The sequence below is a fragment of the Pseudoleptotrichia sp. genome, assembly GCF_057270515.1.
The window spans coordinates 147,582-165,974 of the sequence record NZ_DBHIXS010000002.1; the positions used below are offsets into that span (position 1 = coordinate 147,582).

An 18,393-nucleotide genomic window follows, 5' to 3' on the forward strand; every position below is an offset into this window, starting at 1 on the left:
AAAAAAATAATATTAAAGAAGATAGTAAATTATTAAAAATAATCATATGGAGGATTTATGAATATCGATTTTCTGAATTTGCTGGCTGAAAAGCTGAATGTAGGTTCAATGAGAAGTATTTATCTCAGCGCCGTACCCGGAAGATATAAAGCGAGACTTGACATTTCTGATTTGAACAGGATAGACGATAAATTTACTGAAATATTTTTTGAAAATCTATTTACTAAAAAGGCATTTAATGTCAAAATAAGACTGACGAATAGTGAAAAAAATCAGGCTGTTGAAAGAAAAATACAGTATCTGTTTAATGAAAATATGAATATTTTCCGAGAAGAAGGAATAAGCAGTCTTGCATTAGGTTATCCTTTACTTGTAAAACAGAATAACAAAACAAAATCTGTTATGAAAGCACCTTTATTTATCTGGAAACTAAATATATCAAGGTCTAAAACAGATATGAATGAATTTATAATATCAAAAGATGAAAATTCTGAAGTTGAAATTAATAAAGTTTTGATAATGCAACTTTTATCAGATGATAAGATAAATTTATCTGATGTCTATAATATTGAAATTCAGGATAATGAGAAAGCTGTATTTAGTTTTGAAGATATAAAAAATATAATAAAAAAAATAAACGAAAAATTGAAAATAGATTATTCAGATGAATTCAGGATAGAGGATTTTCCTGAAAAAACAGAGGAAATAGATAAAAAAGGAATAGACAAACCTTTTATATTCTATGGAGGAATACTTGGACTTTTTAAAAGACAGAATGAAGGAATTATACAGGATTTCAATAATTTAGTGGAAAATTTTGATGAATACAAGTTCAATGTTTCTGATAGAGATGATTTTCAGCTTACTAAAAATAGCTCTGTTTCGACAGACCCGAGCCAGCAAAATGTTATAGAAACATTGACTGATACTCAATATAAAATAATTCAGGGACCTCCCGGTACAGGAAAAAGTCAGACTCTTACTGCGATTATAACAAATGCTCTTGAAAATGGAGCAAATATTTTGATTGTGTGTGAGAAAAAGACTGCCCTTGATGTAATCTATGAAAAATTGTCGGAATTGGGATTGACTGATTTAGTGGCTATGATTAATGACCCTGCGACTAATAGAAAAGAAATAGTAAAAAGAGTAAGAGATTTGGAAGAAAACATACCTAAAATAGAACAGTATGATGAAAGTAGATACGAATATATCGTCAATGAATACAGGGAATTAAAGAAAAGATATAATGAACACCAGTCTATATTTCAGAAATCTTTAAAATCTGATGATGTTTTAAACGTAAATGATGCCGCATTGAAATATTTGAATGGAAAAAACTACGGGAAGTATTATTATGTTGATATTTCCAAAAATGATATAAAAAATATTTATAAAATTTTAGATAAAATTGATAATCTTCTTTCAAAAATTGGTTCCATAAATAATTTGAAAAGATTTGGAAAAATATATAATAAAAATTTTGATAAAATATCTTCATATGAAATATTTTTTGATGAAACATCACAGACTTTGGAAGAATTGAAGAGAATAATTATATTTATAGAAGAAAATTTGAAAAAATATGGAGATAAATTTAAAAACTCTTTTGGAGCAAACAAATTAAAAATATCGTTATTTTCAATGTTCAACACAAAAATAAGAGAAATAAAAAATGCATGGAATGATATTTATTCCGATACAAGAAGAATAGATGAGTATAATAATAAATATACAGACAGAAAGTTTACAAAATATGACTATGAAATTTACGGCAAGGAATTAAATGAGTTTTCTGATATTCTTAATGATATTGTTAATAATAAAATGGAATTTATAAATTTTGTCGATGAAAAGAAAAATGGAAAGATTACAAAAGAAGAAGAGGCATTCATAAATAATTTTATAAATTTTTTGGAAGAAAATGGAATTGAAGAAAAATCTGAATTTCTAATACTTTCATATTATTACTCGTTATTACAGGGAAGTACATTGAAAAATGAAAAATATAAAGATTTTTCGGCAAATATTCCTAAATTAGTTGAAAATGATAAATATATAATTGATACGCAGAGATACAGAATAAAAAAATATTGGAACGATATAAGAAAAAGAGCTTTGAGTGTTATGAGTAAAAGTGAAAATATAAAAATGCTCTATAATCTCAGAAAAAATACAAAATATGGAAAAATAAATACATTAAGGGAAATCATAGGAACGGATATAAATTTTTTCAAAGATATATTTCCGATAATTATGACAGACCCCAATACGTGCAGTGCTGTATTTCCTCTTAAAGAAGGGATTTTTGATTTGGTAGTCTTTGATGAAGCGAGTCAGCTTAAACTGGAAGAAGTTCTTCCTACACTGATGAGAGGAAAATACAAGATTATTTCGGGAGACATTCATCAGATGCCGCCTTCAAATTATTTCGGTGCGGAAATGGAACAGCAGGATATAAGCGGAAATGAAGAAATAAGCGAAGAAGATTTATTTTTGGCGGATAGTGAATCTCTGCTCGATTATGTAAATAATCTGAAAGAAGATACAGTTATGTCTTATCTGGATTTTCACTACAGGTCTAAACACCCTAAACTGATTAATTTTTCCAATGCGGCATTTTATGAATCACGGCTCATACCAATGCCTGCAAAAAAAGAATATATCCCGATAGAATATTTTAAAATAAACGGTGTATACAAGACAAGAAAAAATGATGATGAGGCAAATAAAATTATTGAATATATATTCAGTGATAAGATACTCGTAGACGGTAAATTATCAAGTGTCGGAATTGTAACACTGAACCTTGAGCAGAAAAATAATATTGTCAATAAGATGAATATTTATTTGAGGGAAAATGATAATGAAGAAACTAAGAACAGATATAATCAGCTTATTGAAAATAATATGTTCATTAAAAATCTTGAAAATGTTCAGGGAGATGAAAGGGATATTATGATACTTTCCACTACTTTCGGAAAAAATGAGGAAGGAAAATTTATTCAGAATTTCGGACCGTTAAATAATCAGGAAAGAGGATATAAATTGCTGAATGTGCTTGTAACGAGAGCAAAATATAAATTTATTGTATTTACTTCCGTTCCTGACGATAGTATAAACGGCTGGGAAACTGAAATCACAAAAAATGGAAATAATGGAAGAGGAATATTTTATTCTTATTTGGCATATGCAAAAGCAGTTTCTGAAAATGATATGGAAACTGAAAACAGAATTTTGGAAGTTTTATCGGGCAATAAAATGAAAAATACCAATATCCTTTATGAAAAACTTGAAAATCAGGATATGAAAATAATCGAAATTATAAAAAAAGAAACAGAAGTCGGAGAAAATGATGAAATTGTCAAAAATTATAAAATTGGCGGTTTCACTTTGAAATATGCGATAAAAGACAGAAATGAAGAAAGAGCAAAAATATTGATAGATATAAACAGTATAAATGATTTTTCGGGAGAAACTTCCTATAAATCAATAATTTACAGAAAAAATATGTTTGAGAATATGGGATATACTTATAAACTGTTGGATATGGCAAATTACATTTAAATTATTTATACTTAAAATTATATTGGAAATATAATTACGGGAGGTAATGTCAATGAAAAGGAATGTGTTTATTACAGGGGCTTCGAGCGGTATAGGAAAGGCGATGGCTTACTCTTTTGGAAAAAACGGTGATAATCTTGTATTATGTGCCAGAAGGCTCGAAAGACTCGAAGAAATTAAAAAAGATATTGAAGAAAAATACGCTGTGAAAGTCTATATTTACAAGCTGGATGTTACTATATATGAAAATGTCGCAGATACTGTAAAAGAAATAATAAAGACAGTCGGTAATATTGATATTCTCGTAAATAATGCAGGGCTTGCTCTTGGACTGGATAAATTTCAAAATTATAGTATAAATGATATGCAGACAATGATTGATACTAATATAAAAGGTCTTTTGTACGTAACAAGGGAGATTATTCCGTATATGGTTTCTAAAAATTCAGGACATATAATAAATATAGGATCCACAGCGGGAATGTATGCGTATGCTGACGGAGCTGTATATTGTGCTACAAAAGCTGCGGTGAAATTTTTGAGCGACGGGATAAGGATAGATACAATAGATAAAAATATAAAAGTAACTACGATACAGCCGGGTATTGTTGAAACTGATTTTAGTGAAGTGAGATTTCATGGAGATAAAGCAAAAGCAGAAAAAGTCTATAAAGGAATAAAAGCATTAAAACCTGAAGATATAGCCGATATAACAGTATACGCAGCGAATCAGCCTGAACATGTCCAAATATCGGATATAACAATAATGGCGACAAAACAGGCAACAGGGTTTAATGTTTATAGAGAATAGAATATACAGGATATTTATAAAATAAAAACAAGTTTGCTATTTTATTTATTTGGAATAAAAAGAAATATATATAAAATCTATAGTAACTTTTAAAAACATATATATTTCAAAATATTGACTTTTGGAATAATATCACATATAATAAGTCCATAGAAAATAATTAGATATTTATTTAAAATGAATTATTCAAATTGGAGGAAATCAAAATGAAAAGGTTTAGAGAAGCGATGTGTATGTCATAGGTATTAAGTTTGTGCTTTAGTAATCATCAATAGGTACAGGCTTATTTGTATTTGTAAGAATTGTACCTGTGATGTCTAAATCTTTTATAAATAAATGAAAAGGCTCTCAGGAAAAAATGAGAGTCTTTTTTTCTGAAAATTGATAAGAAAAATAATTTAATATTAAAGAAAGAGATAAAAAAGAAAGAGATTAAGAGGTAATTATGGAGAAATTTATTACACTGAAAAATTTAGTAAAAACATATGAAATCGGAAACAGGAAAGAGTTAAAAGCGGTAAATAATGTAAATCTTGAAATTCAAAAAGGAGACATATATGGCATAATGGGACTTAGCGGTGCAGGGAAATCTACATTGATAAGACTTATAAACAGACTCGAAGAACCGACTTCAGGAAGCATAATTGTAAGACATACTTTAAAAGAAAATGGAATAAAAGGAAAAACAGTTGAAAAAAATATACTTAATTTTGAACAGGAAGAACTTAGGGAATACAGAAAGAAAACAGGAATGATATTTCAGCATTTTAATCTTCTGAATTCGAGAAATGTGGCAGGAAATATAGCTTTTCCATTGGAAATATCAAGAAAGTGGAATAGAAGAGAAATAGAAAAAAGAGTGGATGAATTACTTGAAATCGTAGGACTGTCTTCTAAGAAAAATAATTATCCCGAGCAATTGTCAGGAGGGCAAAAACAAAGAGTAGCTATAGCAAGGGCTTTGGCAAATAATCCTGAAATTCTCCTTTCTGATGAGGCTACGAGTGCGTTAGACCCGAGAACTACAAACTCCATATTGAGTTTATTGAAAGATATAAATGAAAAATTTGGAATAACGATTATACTTATAACTCATCAAATGGAAGTGATAAGAAAAATATGTAATAAAACTGCTATAATGTCTGACGGACAGATAATTGAAGAAGGAAGGACAAAAGATATATTCTTAAATCCTAAAAGTCCGTTAGCAAAAGAATTTGTGGCAAATATATCTCATAATGATGATTTTGAAAGTGAGAATAGAAATACAGAAAATGGAAAAACTGACGGAAAAATCAAACTGAAACTTAAATTTAATGAAGAACAGGTCGATAAGCCCTATATTGCAGAAATTATAAAAAAATATAATGCAGAAATAAATATATTAGGCGGATCTATTGATAAATTGAGTGATACTGTAGTAGGGCATCTGATAGTAGAAATAATTGCAGATGATGAAGAAATAAGAGTTATAAAAAAATGGTTGGAAATGAATAGTGTAGAACTGGAGGTATTATAATGAAATTTGACTGGATAAAATTTTTTCAATTCAGTAATATGATAAAACCTTTGTGGGAAACAGTGTATATGGTATCAATAGCAACTGTTATATCACTGATTATAGGGCTTCCTATAGGAATATTTCTCGTTGTTTCGGATACTAAAGGGGTAAAACCTAATAAGGTGCTTCATAAGGTTCTTGATATGGTGCTTGTAAATATTACAAGGTCGATACCTTTTGTTATATTAATGGTACTGCTTATTCCGTTGTCAAGACTGATTGTACAGAAATCATATGGAAGTATCGCATTTATAATACCATTGTCTTTAGGGGCTGCGCCTTTTGTTGCAAGAATAATTGAAGGAGCATTAAAAGAAGTAGATGAGGGCCTTATTGAAGCATCAAAAGCAATGGGAGCAACGGTAAACGAAATAATTTTTAAAGTTATGATACCCGAAGCATTGCCTTCGTTGATTCACGGTCTTACTCTTACAATAATAAGCTTAATCGGATATTCCGCTATTGCGGGTTCTATCGGAGGTGGAGGACTCGGAAATTCAGCAGTAATTGACGGATATACGAGGTCAAATCCTGAAATAATGTGGCAGGCAACGATAGTCATCATCATTCTTGTTCAGATTATCCAGTTTATAGGAGATAGAATAGTGAAAAGAATAAACAGCAGAAGAAAAGGATAATTATATTTTATTTGATAAAAGAAAATCAATAATAAAAATTATATTTAAAAAAATTATGAAATAAAAAATTTATTTAATTAAGGAGGAACAAAAATGAAAAAAATATTATTAATTATATTATCAATTTTATTATTTGCATTTTCGTGCGGACAGAAAGAAAACAGTGAGGGAGAACAGAAAAAGACTGAAAAATTGAAAGTAGCTGCAACACCTATTCCTGCGGGAGAAATCCTTGAAGTAATAAAAGAAGACCTGAAAAATGAAGGGATAGAACTTGAAATAGTTACTTTTAATGATTATGTTCAACCGAATAAAGTTTTACAGACAAAAGAAGTGGATGCGAATTTGTTCCAACATATACCGTATATGGAAAATTTTGGAAAGAAAAACGGATTTGAAATGGTCGCTGTAGGAAAAATATATTTGCCTACACTGGCATTGTATTCAAGAAAAATAAAAAATGTCAGTGAACTAAAAGACGGAGATACAATTCTGATACCCGATGATCCTACAAATGCAGCAAGATCATTGATATTGCTTGATAAAGGAGGAGTTATAAAATTAAAAGATAATACAAAACAGGATGCTATGTTAGATGATATAGCCGAAAATCCTAAGAATATCAAATTTGTAGAGCTATCAGCTGACCAGCTGGCACCAAGACTGGATGAAGTGGCAGCTTCCATAGTAAACAGCAGCTTTGCTTTAAATGCGGGATTATCCTATAAGCAGGACGGAATACTTGCGGAAGATAAAGACTCTCCTTATGCAAATGTATTGGCAACACTGAAAGGAAGAGAAAAAGAAGAAAAAATACAGAAATTACTGAAAGCTCTTCAATCTGAAAAAGTCAAAAAGTTTATTGAAGAAAAATATAAGGATGTTATAATTCCTGTATTTTAATAAATAATCAATAATATAAGTATAAAAATTAAGAAACTGACAGTAATATAGAAAATGGATTTTAATAAATGTGTAATTTAAATAAATAAAATATATACTAAAATATAAATTATTGGATTTATATAAAATAAAAATAAAATATGGGAGGAATTTGAAAATGAAAAAATTATTAATTGGATTGGTAACCCTGCTGTTTGTGTTATCATGCGGAGGCTCGAAAGAAGGAGAAAACGGAGGAAGCTCCGATACTTCAAAAAAAGTTGAAAAATTAGTAGTAGGAGCAACACCTGTGCCTCATCAGGAACTACTTGAATTAATCAAAGACGATTTGAAAAATGAAGGAATTGAGCTGGAAATAGTTCAGTTTAATGATTATGTTCAACCAAATAAAGGACTGGCAGATAAAAGTCTGGACGCAAACTTTTTCCAACATATCCCTTACATGGATGAATTTGCAAAGAAAAATAATATGGAGTTAGTATCAGTAGGAAAAATTCACGTAGAACCTATGGCAGTTTATTCTAAAAAAATTAAAAATATAAATGATTTGAAAAATGGAGATACAATTTTAATACCTAATGACCCTACAAATGGAGGAAGAGCTTTAATATTACTGGATAAAGCGGGTGTCATAAAATTGAAAGACAATACAAAATTAGATGCTACAGTGGCTGATATAGTTGAAAATCCAAAAAATATAAAAATAGAACAGTTAGCCCCTGAACAGTTGGCACCAAGATTGGAAGAAGTAACGGCAGCTATTATAAACAGTAACTTTGCTTTAGATGCAAAATTATCATTCAAAGATGACACAATACTTGTGGAAGATAAAGACTCACCTTATGCGAATATAGTTACAGTATTAAAAGGAAGAGAAAATGAAGATAAAATACAGAAATTAGTAAAAGCTCTACAAAGTGAAAAAGTTAAAAAATATTTAGAAGAGAAGTATTCAGGAAGCATAATTCCGGCATTTTAAAATATAAGAATTCATACAAATGGAAAAATAATAGAGTTGTTTCAAAAAACTTAAAAATCAATATGGAAAACTATATTTATAAATAGTTGCTTTATATAAGTGAAAATATAATAAATAAATATAGTTTTCATATATTCTATTTATATTTTGAGACAGCTCTTTTTTTAAATATATTTATTAAAGTTCTTAAATTTCTATTTTTGATAGAATTTTTATTATTTATATATAATTTTTATTTTAAAATCAGATATGTTTAAAAATAATAATTAAAAATGAACTATAATTTTTTTTCTAAGAAGAATATGGAAACAAAGACTAACATAAATCCAGTTAATTCGATAGGAGAGAATTTAAGTCTAAAAAGTATTACTGATAATACTGCCGCAAGGATTGGTTCAAAAGCGGTCAGAATTCCTGCAAGGGACGATGAAATATAATTCAGACTTGTAATATAAATCAGATACGCTATAGCAGTTCCCAAAATTATTACGATTATTACCTGAATAATCGACTCTATATTTATAATTCCTTCAATTTTCCATACAGGATGAATGATGTTGGCAATTATACTTCCTAAAATCATACCCCAACCTACGACAGTGATACTTCCGTATTTTTTTATTAATTTTTTTGGCTGAATTGAATAAAAGGCTATCATAATAGCTGACGCAATTCCGATTAGCAAAGCTTCCAAAGAGCCTGAAAAATTTGAAAGATTTCCTTTTGTTGCAATAAATACAACTCCTAAAATGGTCATAAATAAAAAAACAACTGTGGAAAGGGGAGGTATTTTTCTATTTTTTACAGATTCATAAATAAAAATGAAAAATGGAGCGGTAAATTGAATAATTGTAGCGAAAGAAACATTACTTAGTTCTATTGTTTTAAAATATGTGAACTGAACAAAATATATTCCTGCGACACCGAATAAAATTATTCCGAAAAAGTCTTTCCAATTTTTTAAAGGTTTTAATATAGACTTTTTTTCAATAAAAATGACTGCTGCACAAAGTAATATTCCTGAAATCAGTGTTCTAGCTGAAACAAGCCAATTTGACGAAAAATGAAATTTTTTAAAAAGAAATTCTCCTGAAACTCCTGAAATAGACCAGAGACTGGCAGCTGAACTTGCCAATATTATACCGCGTAATTTTTTTTGAATTTTCATACTTTTTTCCTCTTTGTAGTTTTTGATTATTATTTTCTTGATTTTAAAAGTTTTAGTTAATTTGTATTTTTAGTTGACTTAAATTGTTTAATTAGTCTGTATTGAAACAATGTTTTTAAATTACAGATAATTATAACACAGTGCGATAGAAAATAAAACCGAACTTTATAAAAAATTATATGATGTTTTAATTAAAATTATATTATAAAAAATAAAAAAATTGAAAATATTTTCAATTTTTTTAATATATGGAAATTTTTTAAAATTTTCAGTGTATTTTAAGTTTTTAGAGGTATAATAAAAAAAATAAAATATGATTTTGGATTGAAAATATTAAAAACATATGATAGAATAATATTATAATGTAAATAAATGAATAAGTATTTGAAGAAGAATTAAGGAGAGAAAAATATGTTGAAGAAAGTAACACTATTGGTATCATTTATTTTATTGTGGACGACGAATGCTTTTTCTTATGAGAAATTTAATGTCCCTGGAGAGTTTTCGGAAAGTTTTGTGATATCAGGATTTATTTCTGATATTTTTGAATACGATTTCAATAATGATGGTATAAAGGAAAAGGTACTTGTAAATTATAAGGACAGTGATATTAAAACTAAAGTAATAATCTCTATTTATGTTATGGAAAATGGGAAATACAGATTTGCCTATCAAATTCCTTTAAAAAATGAAATAAATCTTTTTTCTATAAAAAAGGCTCAGGAAGCATTACAAAAAGTGAAAGAACATTATAATGACTATTCAAAGGATTTACAGCAGGGAGAAGTGAGATATGTAAGACTGCTGGATGATAATACCAATGAACAGATTGTTTTTGATATGAAATTTGATAAACATTCACCTAAAAATCTTGATAATTTTGTGTTTGTGAAAAAAACAACAGTATTTAATCAAATGCCGAGTCATCATTCAGAGGTTGCTTTTATAGCTAAATACAAAGATAAACCAAGAATATTGCTGGAGTTTTTATCATTGAAAGGCAATGAAGAAAAAATTTGGTATTTTACCGAAATTGAAGAAAATAAAAATAAAATCAAAGGATATGTAGCAGGCAGTGAAAATACTATTCAAAAAAGAGGATTTTATTGGGAAGAAATGCACTCAAAAATTGAAAAAGTAAATAATTTTATAAATCTTGCCATAAGGGATAAGACTGATTTATATATAGTTACCCAATATAGGCCTCTTGTCAATGATTTCTACAGTGTAAAGGATAAATTTGGAAACAGAAAAAATCAAAGTGTTGTAGGATATACAAGTCCTGATAAAAAAGGAGAAATAATAAATATACCTGACCAGACTATTTTAAAGGTACTGGGAGAAGAAAACGATATGCTGAAAATAGAAACTCCTTTATATGGAGGTCCTTATTATATAGATAATAATCCTGATTTACTGAAAAAGCTTGATTTGAATTCTCAAGTAAATAAATTTATAGCTATTGACCCTAACAATCAGACTGAAGCAATATTGGAAAGAATAAAAAATACCGATAATTTTGCAATTATTTCTTATTCTTTTGTAACAACAGGAAGAGATAACGGACATTCTTCCTATGAAACGCCTCATGGAGCGTTTTTGGTGGCATTTACAAGACCATATATGATGTTTACAAGAAATGTAAGAAACGGAGAAGATTTGTCAAATATTCCTAAACATAAGAGAGTAGGAAATCGAAGTGATGTGGTTGTAGGAGGGGAAGCAAAATATGCGGTAAGATTTAGTGGAGGTGCTTATATGCACGGGATTCCGTATTCATACGGTGCAAATACTGAAGCTGTAAAAGCTGTAGTTGCCCAGAAGATAGGTACTTATAAGGAGTCCCATAAATGTGTAAGGCACTATGATGATCAGATTGAGTTTATAGTAAATTGGATAAATGGAAATAGCACAAATAAAGAAAGAGATAATACAATACCTAATGAACCTGTAATAGCTGTTGTATTATAAAAATATACTTTAAAATATACTTAAAATGAGGTGGAATATGAATTTGAGAAAGCTACAATTTTTAGTAGGAGTTACTTTATCATCAATTATAACAGTTGCAGCTCCTACGGGAACAACGGCAGTAAATCCGACAGTTCAGAAAAACTGGAAAAGCGTACAGATGACGCCAGATCTTGATAAAGACGGAAAAAATGATATACTGGTAATTGAATACATTGAGGAGAGTGATAAGATTTATACAAGATTTACTCCTTATATTAAAGACGAAAATAATAAAACTGTAAAAGGTCAGACAACTGAAAAAATATTCGAGAGAAATGTTTTTCAAAAAGAATTTAATAAATATTCAAAGGAATATGTCAGAAAATACCCTAAGAAAACAAAAAATAATATAATATCCAATGAAAAAGTAAATAAACCCGTAAATAGCACACAGCCAAATAATCAGAATAAACAAACTGAAAAAAAAGACATACCAAGTTTTATTCCGCCTGTTCAAAATCAAAATAAGGAAGCGGAAGATAGAATAGCAGTTCCTCAGGATTTAAAAGATACAGAAAACAGTTCAAAAGATAAAATACCTGATGAACAATCTGACAAAGAAATTCAGAAAGTTGATAATAATCAGCCAATACAAAAAATAAAATTGATAAAAGGAGCTTATCCTTACATAACTTATTATTTAAAAGAAAGACCTGAAAATCTTACTTTTGATTATAAATATTCTAAAAATTCTCCAATGGATATGGATGAATTTATTTTCATAAAAACTGCTTCAAATATAAGAAAAGAGCCAAATCAAAATTCAGGAATTTTAAAAAAAGTGAATTATGGTCATAAATATAAAGTAGTCGGGAAAGTAAAAACGACAGCTAAAGGTGGTACGTCTGAATGGTACGAAGTATATTTTGACGGTAAATTAGGATATGTTCCTGTTAGTGTAGGAATAAAAAGAGAATTTGACTGGCATGATATGATGAAGAAAGTGGAAAAGACAAATAAATTTATTACAGAGGCTATTTCCAAAGGAGAGACAATCTATGTTTTGGATGATTATGTACCTTTAGGAGGTGGAAGCAGCTCCGTCAAAGATAAATTTGGAAATAGAGAAAATCAGAGTGAAAGAGGATATTTAAATTCCAATTTTAAAGAATTTATAAATTTACCTGATAGAACTTTGATGACTATTGTCGAAGAAACTGACAAATATTTAAAAGTAAAAGTGGATGCTTATGATAGTGGTACTTATTATTTAAGAAAATCTAAAAAAGGACTTTTGAAAGATAGCAAGATTGATACTGAAATTACAAGATTTATATATGTTGATAGACACAGTCAGAATGAGATGATTATTGAAAAAAATGCTGATTTAAATAACTGGAATGTAGTAACAACTTCGTTTGTAACTACAGGAAAAGATTCGGGAAATTCTTATGCAACACCGTACGGAACATTTTTGATAGCATATTCGAAACCTGTAATGCAATATACAGGCTCTGATAACAAGACAATTGTAGGAGATGCAAACAATGCGGTAAGATTCAGTGGAGGTGGATATATGCACAGTATACCCTCACTGTTTGAACCGAAAGAAACAAGAAAAACAAGAAAAGCCGCTACTGCAAGAAAAATTGGAACATTTGCCGAGTCGCATAAATGTATAAGACATTATGACGACCAAATAAAATTTATTTATAACTGGTTGGGAAATTCTTCGCCCGGTAATAAATTAGGACATAGAGTTCCTTCGGTACCGACGGTTATGTTAGTTAAATAGTTTAATGAAAATAAGTGTGAAGTAAGATACCATAATCAACTAATTTTCTAAAATATGGCTATACTACGGAAAAAATAGAAAATATTAACAAAATTGAAAAAGTTGTATTTTTTGCAAAAATTTGGTATACTTTAATTGAGTAGAATTAGGAGGTAATCTTATGAAAAGAAGAACGAGAAGTTTTATATCGGGTATGGCTGATGTTGCTAATTCTTCACGAAAATCTATATCCAATCCTGCTAAAAGCGATTTAAGAGCATTGAGTTCGGATTGGGAAAAAATAGGAAAAGATTTAAGATATGCGATTAATAAATACAAAAAGGAATATGTAAATGAGTAAGGAATTGACCGAAAATAAAAAAAAGAAAAATCGCAAAATTGAAAAAAGAAATATTGATGAACATAAAGATGAAATATTACAGGTTGAGGAAATGGAAAAAACAGGTGAGATATCAGTATATCAAAAAATACACTTAGGTCCGCTTCCTTCTCCTGAAACGCTGGAAAGATACGAGAAAATCTGTCAGGGAGCAGCAGACAGAATTATAACAATGGCAGAAAAAGAACAGGATTATAGACATAAGATAAATAATAAAGAAATGGATAATGACAGAGAAAGCAGGGCAAGTGGGAGAAGATTTTCCGTACTCCTTATTTCTTTGACCGTTTTATGTGCAACATTCTTATTATATAACGGAAAAACTTTGGAAGGTTTTGGTTCTTTATTGACCGGATTAAGTTTTTTGCTTGGTCCTTTATTTATTGAAAATTGGAATGATAAAACTGAAAAAGAAAATAATGAAGAAAAGAATATCAAAGATGAGTAGAGTTTTAATCAACTCTGTCAGGATGTTTGGGAGAATCCATCCATAAAAAAAACCTTTTGGGATACGTGTGTCAAAAGGACGACATACGTATTTTTTATGTTAAAAAATATTTAAGACATATAAATTATTCAAAAAATTATTCAAAATATATTGAGTATTTGAAAATTACAAATGTTTAAAAAATATAAGTTTTGCTTATAATATGTAGATTATTTGAGAGAAAGCAAATTTCTATGAGAGTAAAATCTAACAAGGTTTTGCTTATAATATGTAGATTATTTGAGATATATATTTAAAAATATATGTTTCAAAGTATATAAATTTAAAAAACGAAATAAAATAAAAAAAATAGGAGGAAATAAATTGGAATTTATAAAAAACTTTCAATTCGGAACAAATGAATTACTTTGGTTAGGATACTTGCTATTCAATTATACTGCGGTTTTATTAGCCTACAGATTTTGGGGAAAAGTAGGATTACTTATATTTGTACCTTTGTCGGTAGTTTTGGCGAATATACAAGTATTAAAAATGATGACTTTATTTGGAGTAGACACTACTATGGGTAATATAGCTTTTGGTGGAGTATTTCTTGTTTCTGATATTTTGTCTGAAATAGAGGGTAAAAAATATGCAAAAAAGCTTGTAACTATAGGATTTATAACTATGGTATTTACAACAATAGTTATGAACTGGGCATTAGCGATAAAACCGGCACCTATAGACCAGTTTCAGGAACATCTGAAACCTATATTCGGACTGGCTATCAATGAACTGTCCGTTATAAGAATAACAGCGGCGAGTATGACTGCATTTATAGTATCCCAGCTGTTTGATGTATGGGCTTATCAAATAATTAGAAAATGGAGACCAAGTTTTGGAGACATATGGATAAGAAATAATTTGAGTACAGTCGTGGGGCAGATAATAGATAATTCGCTATTTACAGTTCTTGCATTTGCAGGAGTATATAAAATTAACGAGTTGTTTGTTATTGCTTTCTCAACTTATTTTCTGGAGCTTTTTATTTCTGTAATGGATACTCCTTTTGTGTATATAGCTGCATTGTGGAAAAAACAAGGGAAAATAAAAGAATTGGAACAGTATACGGAGTCTGAATATTATTAAGTAGAAATTTAATAAATTTATAGTAAAATATTTTTTAGTTAAAAGATATTATCTTTATTAGTTCTAAATTAATTCCAAAATTTTTATGTTCAATCTAATCTCTATTTTAACTAAATAATTCATAATTTATATGTTCAAAAAATTAGTATATTCAAAATAAGTAAAATAAAATTTGAAAAAATGAAAAATCGAGGTATACTATTAATAACTGATATAAAATAACAGATTAATATAAATTTTGAAGGAGATGATTTAATGGAAGTAAAATTACAGGAAAATTACGGTTTGTATATTGACGGAAAATGGGTACCTGCTTCTGACGGTGCTACATTGAAAGTAATCAATCCTGCGACAGGGCAGATTATTTCAAATATTTCCGAAGCAACTGAAAGTGATGTGGATAAAGCCGTTAAAGCTGCTCAGAAAGCATTTGAAAGCTGGAAAAATACATCTTTAGTTGAAAGACAGAATGTTTTATTGAAAATAGCTGATATAATTGAAGAAAATAAAGAGTATCTTGCAACGGTTGAAACTATGGATAATGGAAAACCTATTCGTGAAACTTTGGCAGCCGATATCCCTTTAGGAGCTGACCATTTCCGTTATTTTGCAGGAGCTATCCGTGCTGAAGAAGGAACTGCAAATATGCTTGATCAAAATACAATGAATATAATCTTAAGGGAGCCTATAGGTGTTGTAGGACAGATTATTCCATGGAATTTTCCGTTCCTTATGGCAGCTTGGAAATTGGCACCTGCATTGGCAGCAGGTTGTACTGTAGTATTAAAACCGTCAAGCCATACTTCTCTTTCAGTACTGGAACTTGTAAGATTGATAGGGGATGCAGTACCTGCGGGAGTAATTAATGTAATTACCGGAAGCGGTTCAAAATCGGGTAATTTTATGCTGAAACATTCAGGATTTAAAAAACTTGCATTTACAGGTTCTACAGCTGTAGGACAGGACGTGTATTCAGCAGCATGTTCCCATATGATACCTGCAACGCTGGAATTAGGAGGAAAATCCGCAAATATATTCTTTGATGACTGTGATTGGGATATAGCAATGGAAGGAGCTCAGTTAGGTATTCTGTTTAATCAGGGACAAGTGTGTTCTGCCGGCTCACGTATATTCGTTCAGGACACTATTTATGATAAATTTATCGATTCATTAGCAAAAATATTTGATAAGGTAAAAGTGGGAGATCCGCTCAATCCTAATACTCAAATGGGTTCTCTGATTTACGAAAGACATTTGAAAGATGTTCTTAATTATATTGAAATCGGTAAAAAAGAAGGTGCAAGACTGGTTACAGGGGGAGTGCGTCTTGAAGATGAAGAACACAAAAATGGTTTCTATTTAAAACCTACTATTTTTGCTGATGTTACAAATGATATGAAAATAGCTCAGGAAGAAATTTTTGGACCTGTGGTAGTAATTGAGAAATTCCATAGTGAAGAGGAAGTAATAAAATTAGCCAATGACAGCATTTACGGTTTAGGAGGAGGTCTGTTTACCCGTGATCTGAACCGTGCAATAAGAGTTGCGAGAGCTATAGAGACAGGTCGTATGTGGATTAATACTTATAATGCATTTCCTGCCGGTGCACCTTTTGGAGGGTATAAACAGTCAGGAATTGGACGTGAAACACATAAAGTTATATTGGAACACTATACACAAATGAAAAATATTCTCATAAATCTTAATGAAAAAACAATAGGATTGTACGAAACAAAATAATTTTTAAAAAATAAAAGAGGCATAGCCTCTTTTTAAATTTATCAATTATTTATATATCAGTTATTATATTATCGGACAGATGACTTTGCCAAGTTAATTTTTATATGAATTTATCCATAATTAAGGTTGTAATTTTGCAAGTTCATCCAAATCAACGTCAGCATCATAGTCGACATTATCGAAATCAAAACCGCTTAAATTCATAAATTCTTCTCTTGCTCCGGCATAATCACTAAGTTCTTTGAAGTTTTCAGGAGTAACTTTTTCCCATAATGCTTCAACTTCTGCCTGAACGTCTTCTCTCATTTCCCAGTTGTCGGGTCTTAATCTTCTTTCAGAGTCGATTTCAGGTTTTCCGCCATAAATCATATCTTTTAATAGTCTGTGTTTCTGTTCAATAGTTCCTTCATGTATTCCTTTTTCTTTCATTACTTTATAAAGTAATGCTGCATATAAAGGGAATATAGGAATAACGGCACTTGCTCTCGTCATAAGAGCCTTACTTAATGATACATACGCTTCTCCGTTATATTTTTCTTTCAAAAAGTCATTTAGTATATCGGAAGTATGCTCCAAATCCCTTTTTGCTGCTCCGATAGTACCGTCTTTATAAATTCCGTAGGTAACTTTAGGTCCTAAATATGAATATGCGATTGTTTTAAATCCTTTTTCAATAACTCCTGCTTCATCAAGGGCTTCGACCCAAAGTTTCCAGTCTTCTCCCCCCATTACTTTTACTGTACTGTGAATTTCTTCAGGGGTAGCAATTCCCATAACAGTTTCTTCCATTTTTTCAGTTTCAAGATTAATTGACGGTCCGACAATCTCTTTTTGAGTGGATTTCAAAGCTGACCTGTAAGTAGTTCCGTCTTTAGGGTCGGTTCTCATAGCACTTGCCAAACTGTAAATAAGTAAATCAATTTTTCCGCCAAATTCTTCTTTTATATATTTTATTACGTCTTTTTTCATTTCATTCGAGAAAGCATCTCCCATAAAATTTTTTGAAATAAGACCTTCTTTTCTTGCGGCTTCATTAAATGCGATAGTGTTCCACCAACCTGCCGAGCCTAATCTTTTTCCCTCTATTCCTTTTTCAAATGCTACTCCGATAGTATCTGCTCCGGCCCCAAATGCCAGAGAAATTCTTGAAGCAAGACCGTAACCCGAAGAAGAGCCTATAATTAAAACTTTTTTTGGCCCTGAATATTTATCTTGTGATTTTACATAATCAATTTGCCTTTTTACAAATTCATAAGCTCCAATAGGATGATTCACGAGAGCTAAACTTCCTTTTAATTTAGGTTTTATAACCATTTTTCCCTC

The 18,393-nt window shown here is 29.8% G+C and carries 14 protein-coding genes; 12 read left to right on the forward strand and 2 right to left on the reverse strand.

Annotated elements, in window-relative coordinates; all coding sequences use genetic code 11:
* Nucleotides 1-57: 57 nt before the first annotated feature.
* The 6 genes from ACO5J6_RS02425 (at nt 58) to ACO5J6_RS02450 (ending at nt 8,459) form a co-directional block, all read left to right on the forward strand.
* Nucleotides 58-3,567: a DEAD/DEAH box helicase gene (locus ACO5J6_RS02425; protein WP_485641836.1), complete on the forward strand. Its 3,510-nt coding sequence runs from the start codon at nt 58-60 to the stop codon at nt 3,565-3,567.
* A 52-nt stretch (nt 3,568-3,619) separates the two neighbouring features.
* Complete coding sequence (locus ACO5J6_RS02430) at nt 3,620-4,378, forward strand: SDR family NAD(P)-dependent oxidoreductase (protein WP_485641837.1); 759 nt, start codon at nt 3,620-3,622, stop codon at nt 4,376-4,378.
* Between the two features lie 445 nt (nt 4,379-4,823).
* Nucleotides 4,824-5,897 (forward strand): methionine ABC transporter ATP-binding protein, encoded by a 1,074-nt coding sequence (locus tag ACO5J6_RS02435; RefSeq protein WP_485641838.1) that lies wholly within the window; start codon nt 4,824-4,826, stop codon nt 5,895-5,897.
* Entirely contained in the window at nt 5,897-6,577 is a 681-nt protein-coding gene (locus ACO5J6_RS02440; RefSeq protein WP_485641839.1) for a methionine ABC transporter permease, read from the forward strand. Before ACO5J6_RS02435 ends, ACO5J6_RS02440 begins: the two co-directional genes overlap by 1 nt.
* Nucleotides 6,578-6,670: 93 nt before the next feature.
* A complete protein-coding gene (locus tag ACO5J6_RS02445) occupies nt 6,671-7,480 on the forward strand; it encodes a MetQ/NlpA family ABC transporter substrate-binding protein (protein ID WP_485641840.1) in 810 nt (269 codons plus the stop codon).
* Nucleotides 7,481-7,637: 157 nt separating this feature from the next.
* Nucleotides 7,638-8,459 carry a MetQ/NlpA family ABC transporter substrate-binding protein gene (locus tag ACO5J6_RS02450; RefSeq protein WP_485641841.1) on the forward strand — a complete coding sequence of 274 codons (822 nt, stop codon included), beginning with the start codon at nt 7,638-7,640 and terminating at the stop codon, nt 8,457-8,459.
* Nucleotides 8,460-8,736: 277 nt separating this feature from the next.
* Here ACO5J6_RS02450 and ACO5J6_RS02455 read toward each other — a convergent pair whose 3' ends face one another.
* Nucleotides 8,737-9,627: a DMT family transporter gene (locus tag ACO5J6_RS02455; protein ID WP_485641842.1), complete on the reverse strand. Its 891-nt coding sequence runs from the start codon at nt 9,625-9,627 to the stop codon at nt 8,737-8,739.
* A 411-nt stretch (nt 9,628-10,038) separates the two neighbouring features.
* Here ACO5J6_RS02455 and ACO5J6_RS02460 point away from each other — a divergent pair, with 411 nt between their 5' ends.
* The 6 genes from ACO5J6_RS02460 to ACO5J6_RS02485 all read left to right on the forward strand — a co-directional run bounded on the left by ACO5J6_RS02460 (nt 10,039) and on the right by ACO5J6_RS02485 (nt 17,070).
* Nucleotides 10,039-11,598: a L,D-transpeptidase family protein gene (locus ACO5J6_RS02460; protein WP_485641843.1), complete on the forward strand. Its 1,560-nt coding sequence runs from the start codon at nt 10,039-10,041 to the stop codon at nt 11,596-11,598.
* A 37-nt stretch (nt 11,599-11,635) separates the two neighbouring features.
* Nucleotides 11,636-13,375: a L,D-transpeptidase family protein gene (locus ACO5J6_RS02465; RefSeq protein ID WP_485641844.1), complete on the forward strand. Its 1,740-nt coding sequence runs from the start codon at nt 11,636-11,638 to the stop codon at nt 13,373-13,375.
* 160 nt (nt 13,376-13,535) lie between these two features.
* Entirely contained in the window at nt 13,536-13,715 is a 180-nt protein-coding gene (locus ACO5J6_RS02470; protein WP_485641845.1) for a hypothetical protein, read from the forward strand.
* Nucleotides 13,708-14,202 (forward strand): DUF2335 domain-containing protein, encoded by a 495-nt coding sequence (locus ACO5J6_RS02475; RefSeq protein ID WP_485641846.1) that lies wholly within the window; start codon nt 13,708-13,710, stop codon nt 14,200-14,202. Before ACO5J6_RS02470 ends, ACO5J6_RS02475 begins: the two co-directional genes overlap by 8 nt.
* 363 nt (nt 14,203-14,565) lie before the next feature.
* Nucleotides 14,566-15,330 carry a queuosine precursor transporter gene (locus ACO5J6_RS02480; RefSeq protein WP_485641847.1) on the forward strand — a complete coding sequence of 255 codons (765 nt, stop codon included), beginning with the start codon at nt 14,566-14,568 and terminating at the stop codon, nt 15,328-15,330.
* A 255-nt stretch (nt 15,331-15,585) separates the two neighbouring features.
* On the forward strand, nt 15,586-17,070 hold the full coding sequence (locus ACO5J6_RS02485; RefSeq protein WP_485641848.1) for an aldehyde dehydrogenase family protein: 1,485 nt from the start codon (nt 15,586-15,588) through the stop codon (nt 17,068-17,070).
* 120 nt (nt 17,071-17,190) lie between these two features.
* Here ACO5J6_RS02485 and fabV read toward each other — a convergent pair whose 3' ends face one another.
* A complete protein-coding gene (gene fabV, locus ACO5J6_RS02490) occupies nt 17,191-18,384 on the reverse strand; it encodes an enoyl-ACP reductase FabV (RefSeq protein WP_485641849.1) in 1,194 nt (397 codons plus the stop codon).
* Nucleotides 18,385-18,393 lie beyond the last annotated feature (9 nt).

Excerpts from the sequence above, each read along its gene's own strand:
- ACO5J6_RS02425 (WP_485641836.1), top strand. The coding sequence starts at position 58 with ATGAATATCGATTTTCTGAATTTGCTGGCTGAAAAGCTGAATGTAGGT.
- ACO5J6_RS02430 (WP_485641837.1), top strand. The coding sequence starts at position 3,620 with ATGAAAAGGAATGTGTTTATTACAGGGGCTTCGAGCGGTATAGGAAAG.
- ACO5J6_RS02435 (WP_485641838.1), top strand. The coding sequence starts at position 4,824 with ATGGAGAAATTTATTACACTGAAAAATTTAGTAAAAACATATGAAATC.
- ACO5J6_RS02440 (WP_485641839.1), top strand. The coding sequence starts at position 5,897 with ATGAAATTTGACTGGATAAAATTTTTTCAATTCAGTAATATGATAAAA.
- ACO5J6_RS02445 (WP_485641840.1), top strand. The coding sequence starts at position 6,671 with ATGAAAAAAATATTATTAATTATATTATCAATTTTATTATTTGCATTT.
- ACO5J6_RS02450 (WP_485641841.1), top strand. The coding sequence starts at position 7,638 with ATGAAAAAATTATTAATTGGATTGGTAACCCTGCTGTTTGTGTTATCA.
- ACO5J6_RS02455 (WP_485641842.1), bottom strand. The coding sequence starts at position 9,627 with ATGAAAATTCAAAAAAAATTACGCGGTATAATATTGGCAAGTTCAGCT.
- ACO5J6_RS02460 (WP_485641843.1), top strand. The coding sequence starts at position 10,039 with ATGTTGAAGAAAGTAACACTATTGGTATCATTTATTTTATTGTGGACG.
- ACO5J6_RS02465 (WP_485641844.1), top strand. The coding sequence starts at position 11,636 with ATGAATTTGAGAAAGCTACAATTTTTAGTAGGAGTTACTTTATCATCA.
- ACO5J6_RS02470 (WP_485641845.1), top strand. The coding sequence starts at position 13,536 with ATGAAAAGAAGAACGAGAAGTTTTATATCGGGTATGGCTGATGTTGCT.
- ACO5J6_RS02475 (WP_485641846.1), top strand. The coding sequence starts at position 13,708 with ATGAGTAAGGAATTGACCGAAAATAAAAAAAAGAAAAATCGCAAAATT.
- ACO5J6_RS02485 (WP_485641848.1), top strand. The coding sequence starts at position 15,586 with ATGGAAGTAAAATTACAGGAAAATTACGGTTTGTATATTGACGGAAAA.
- fabV (WP_485641849.1), bottom strand. The coding sequence starts at position 18,384 with ATGGTTATAAAACCTAAATTAAAAGGAAGTTTAGCTCTCGTGAATCAT.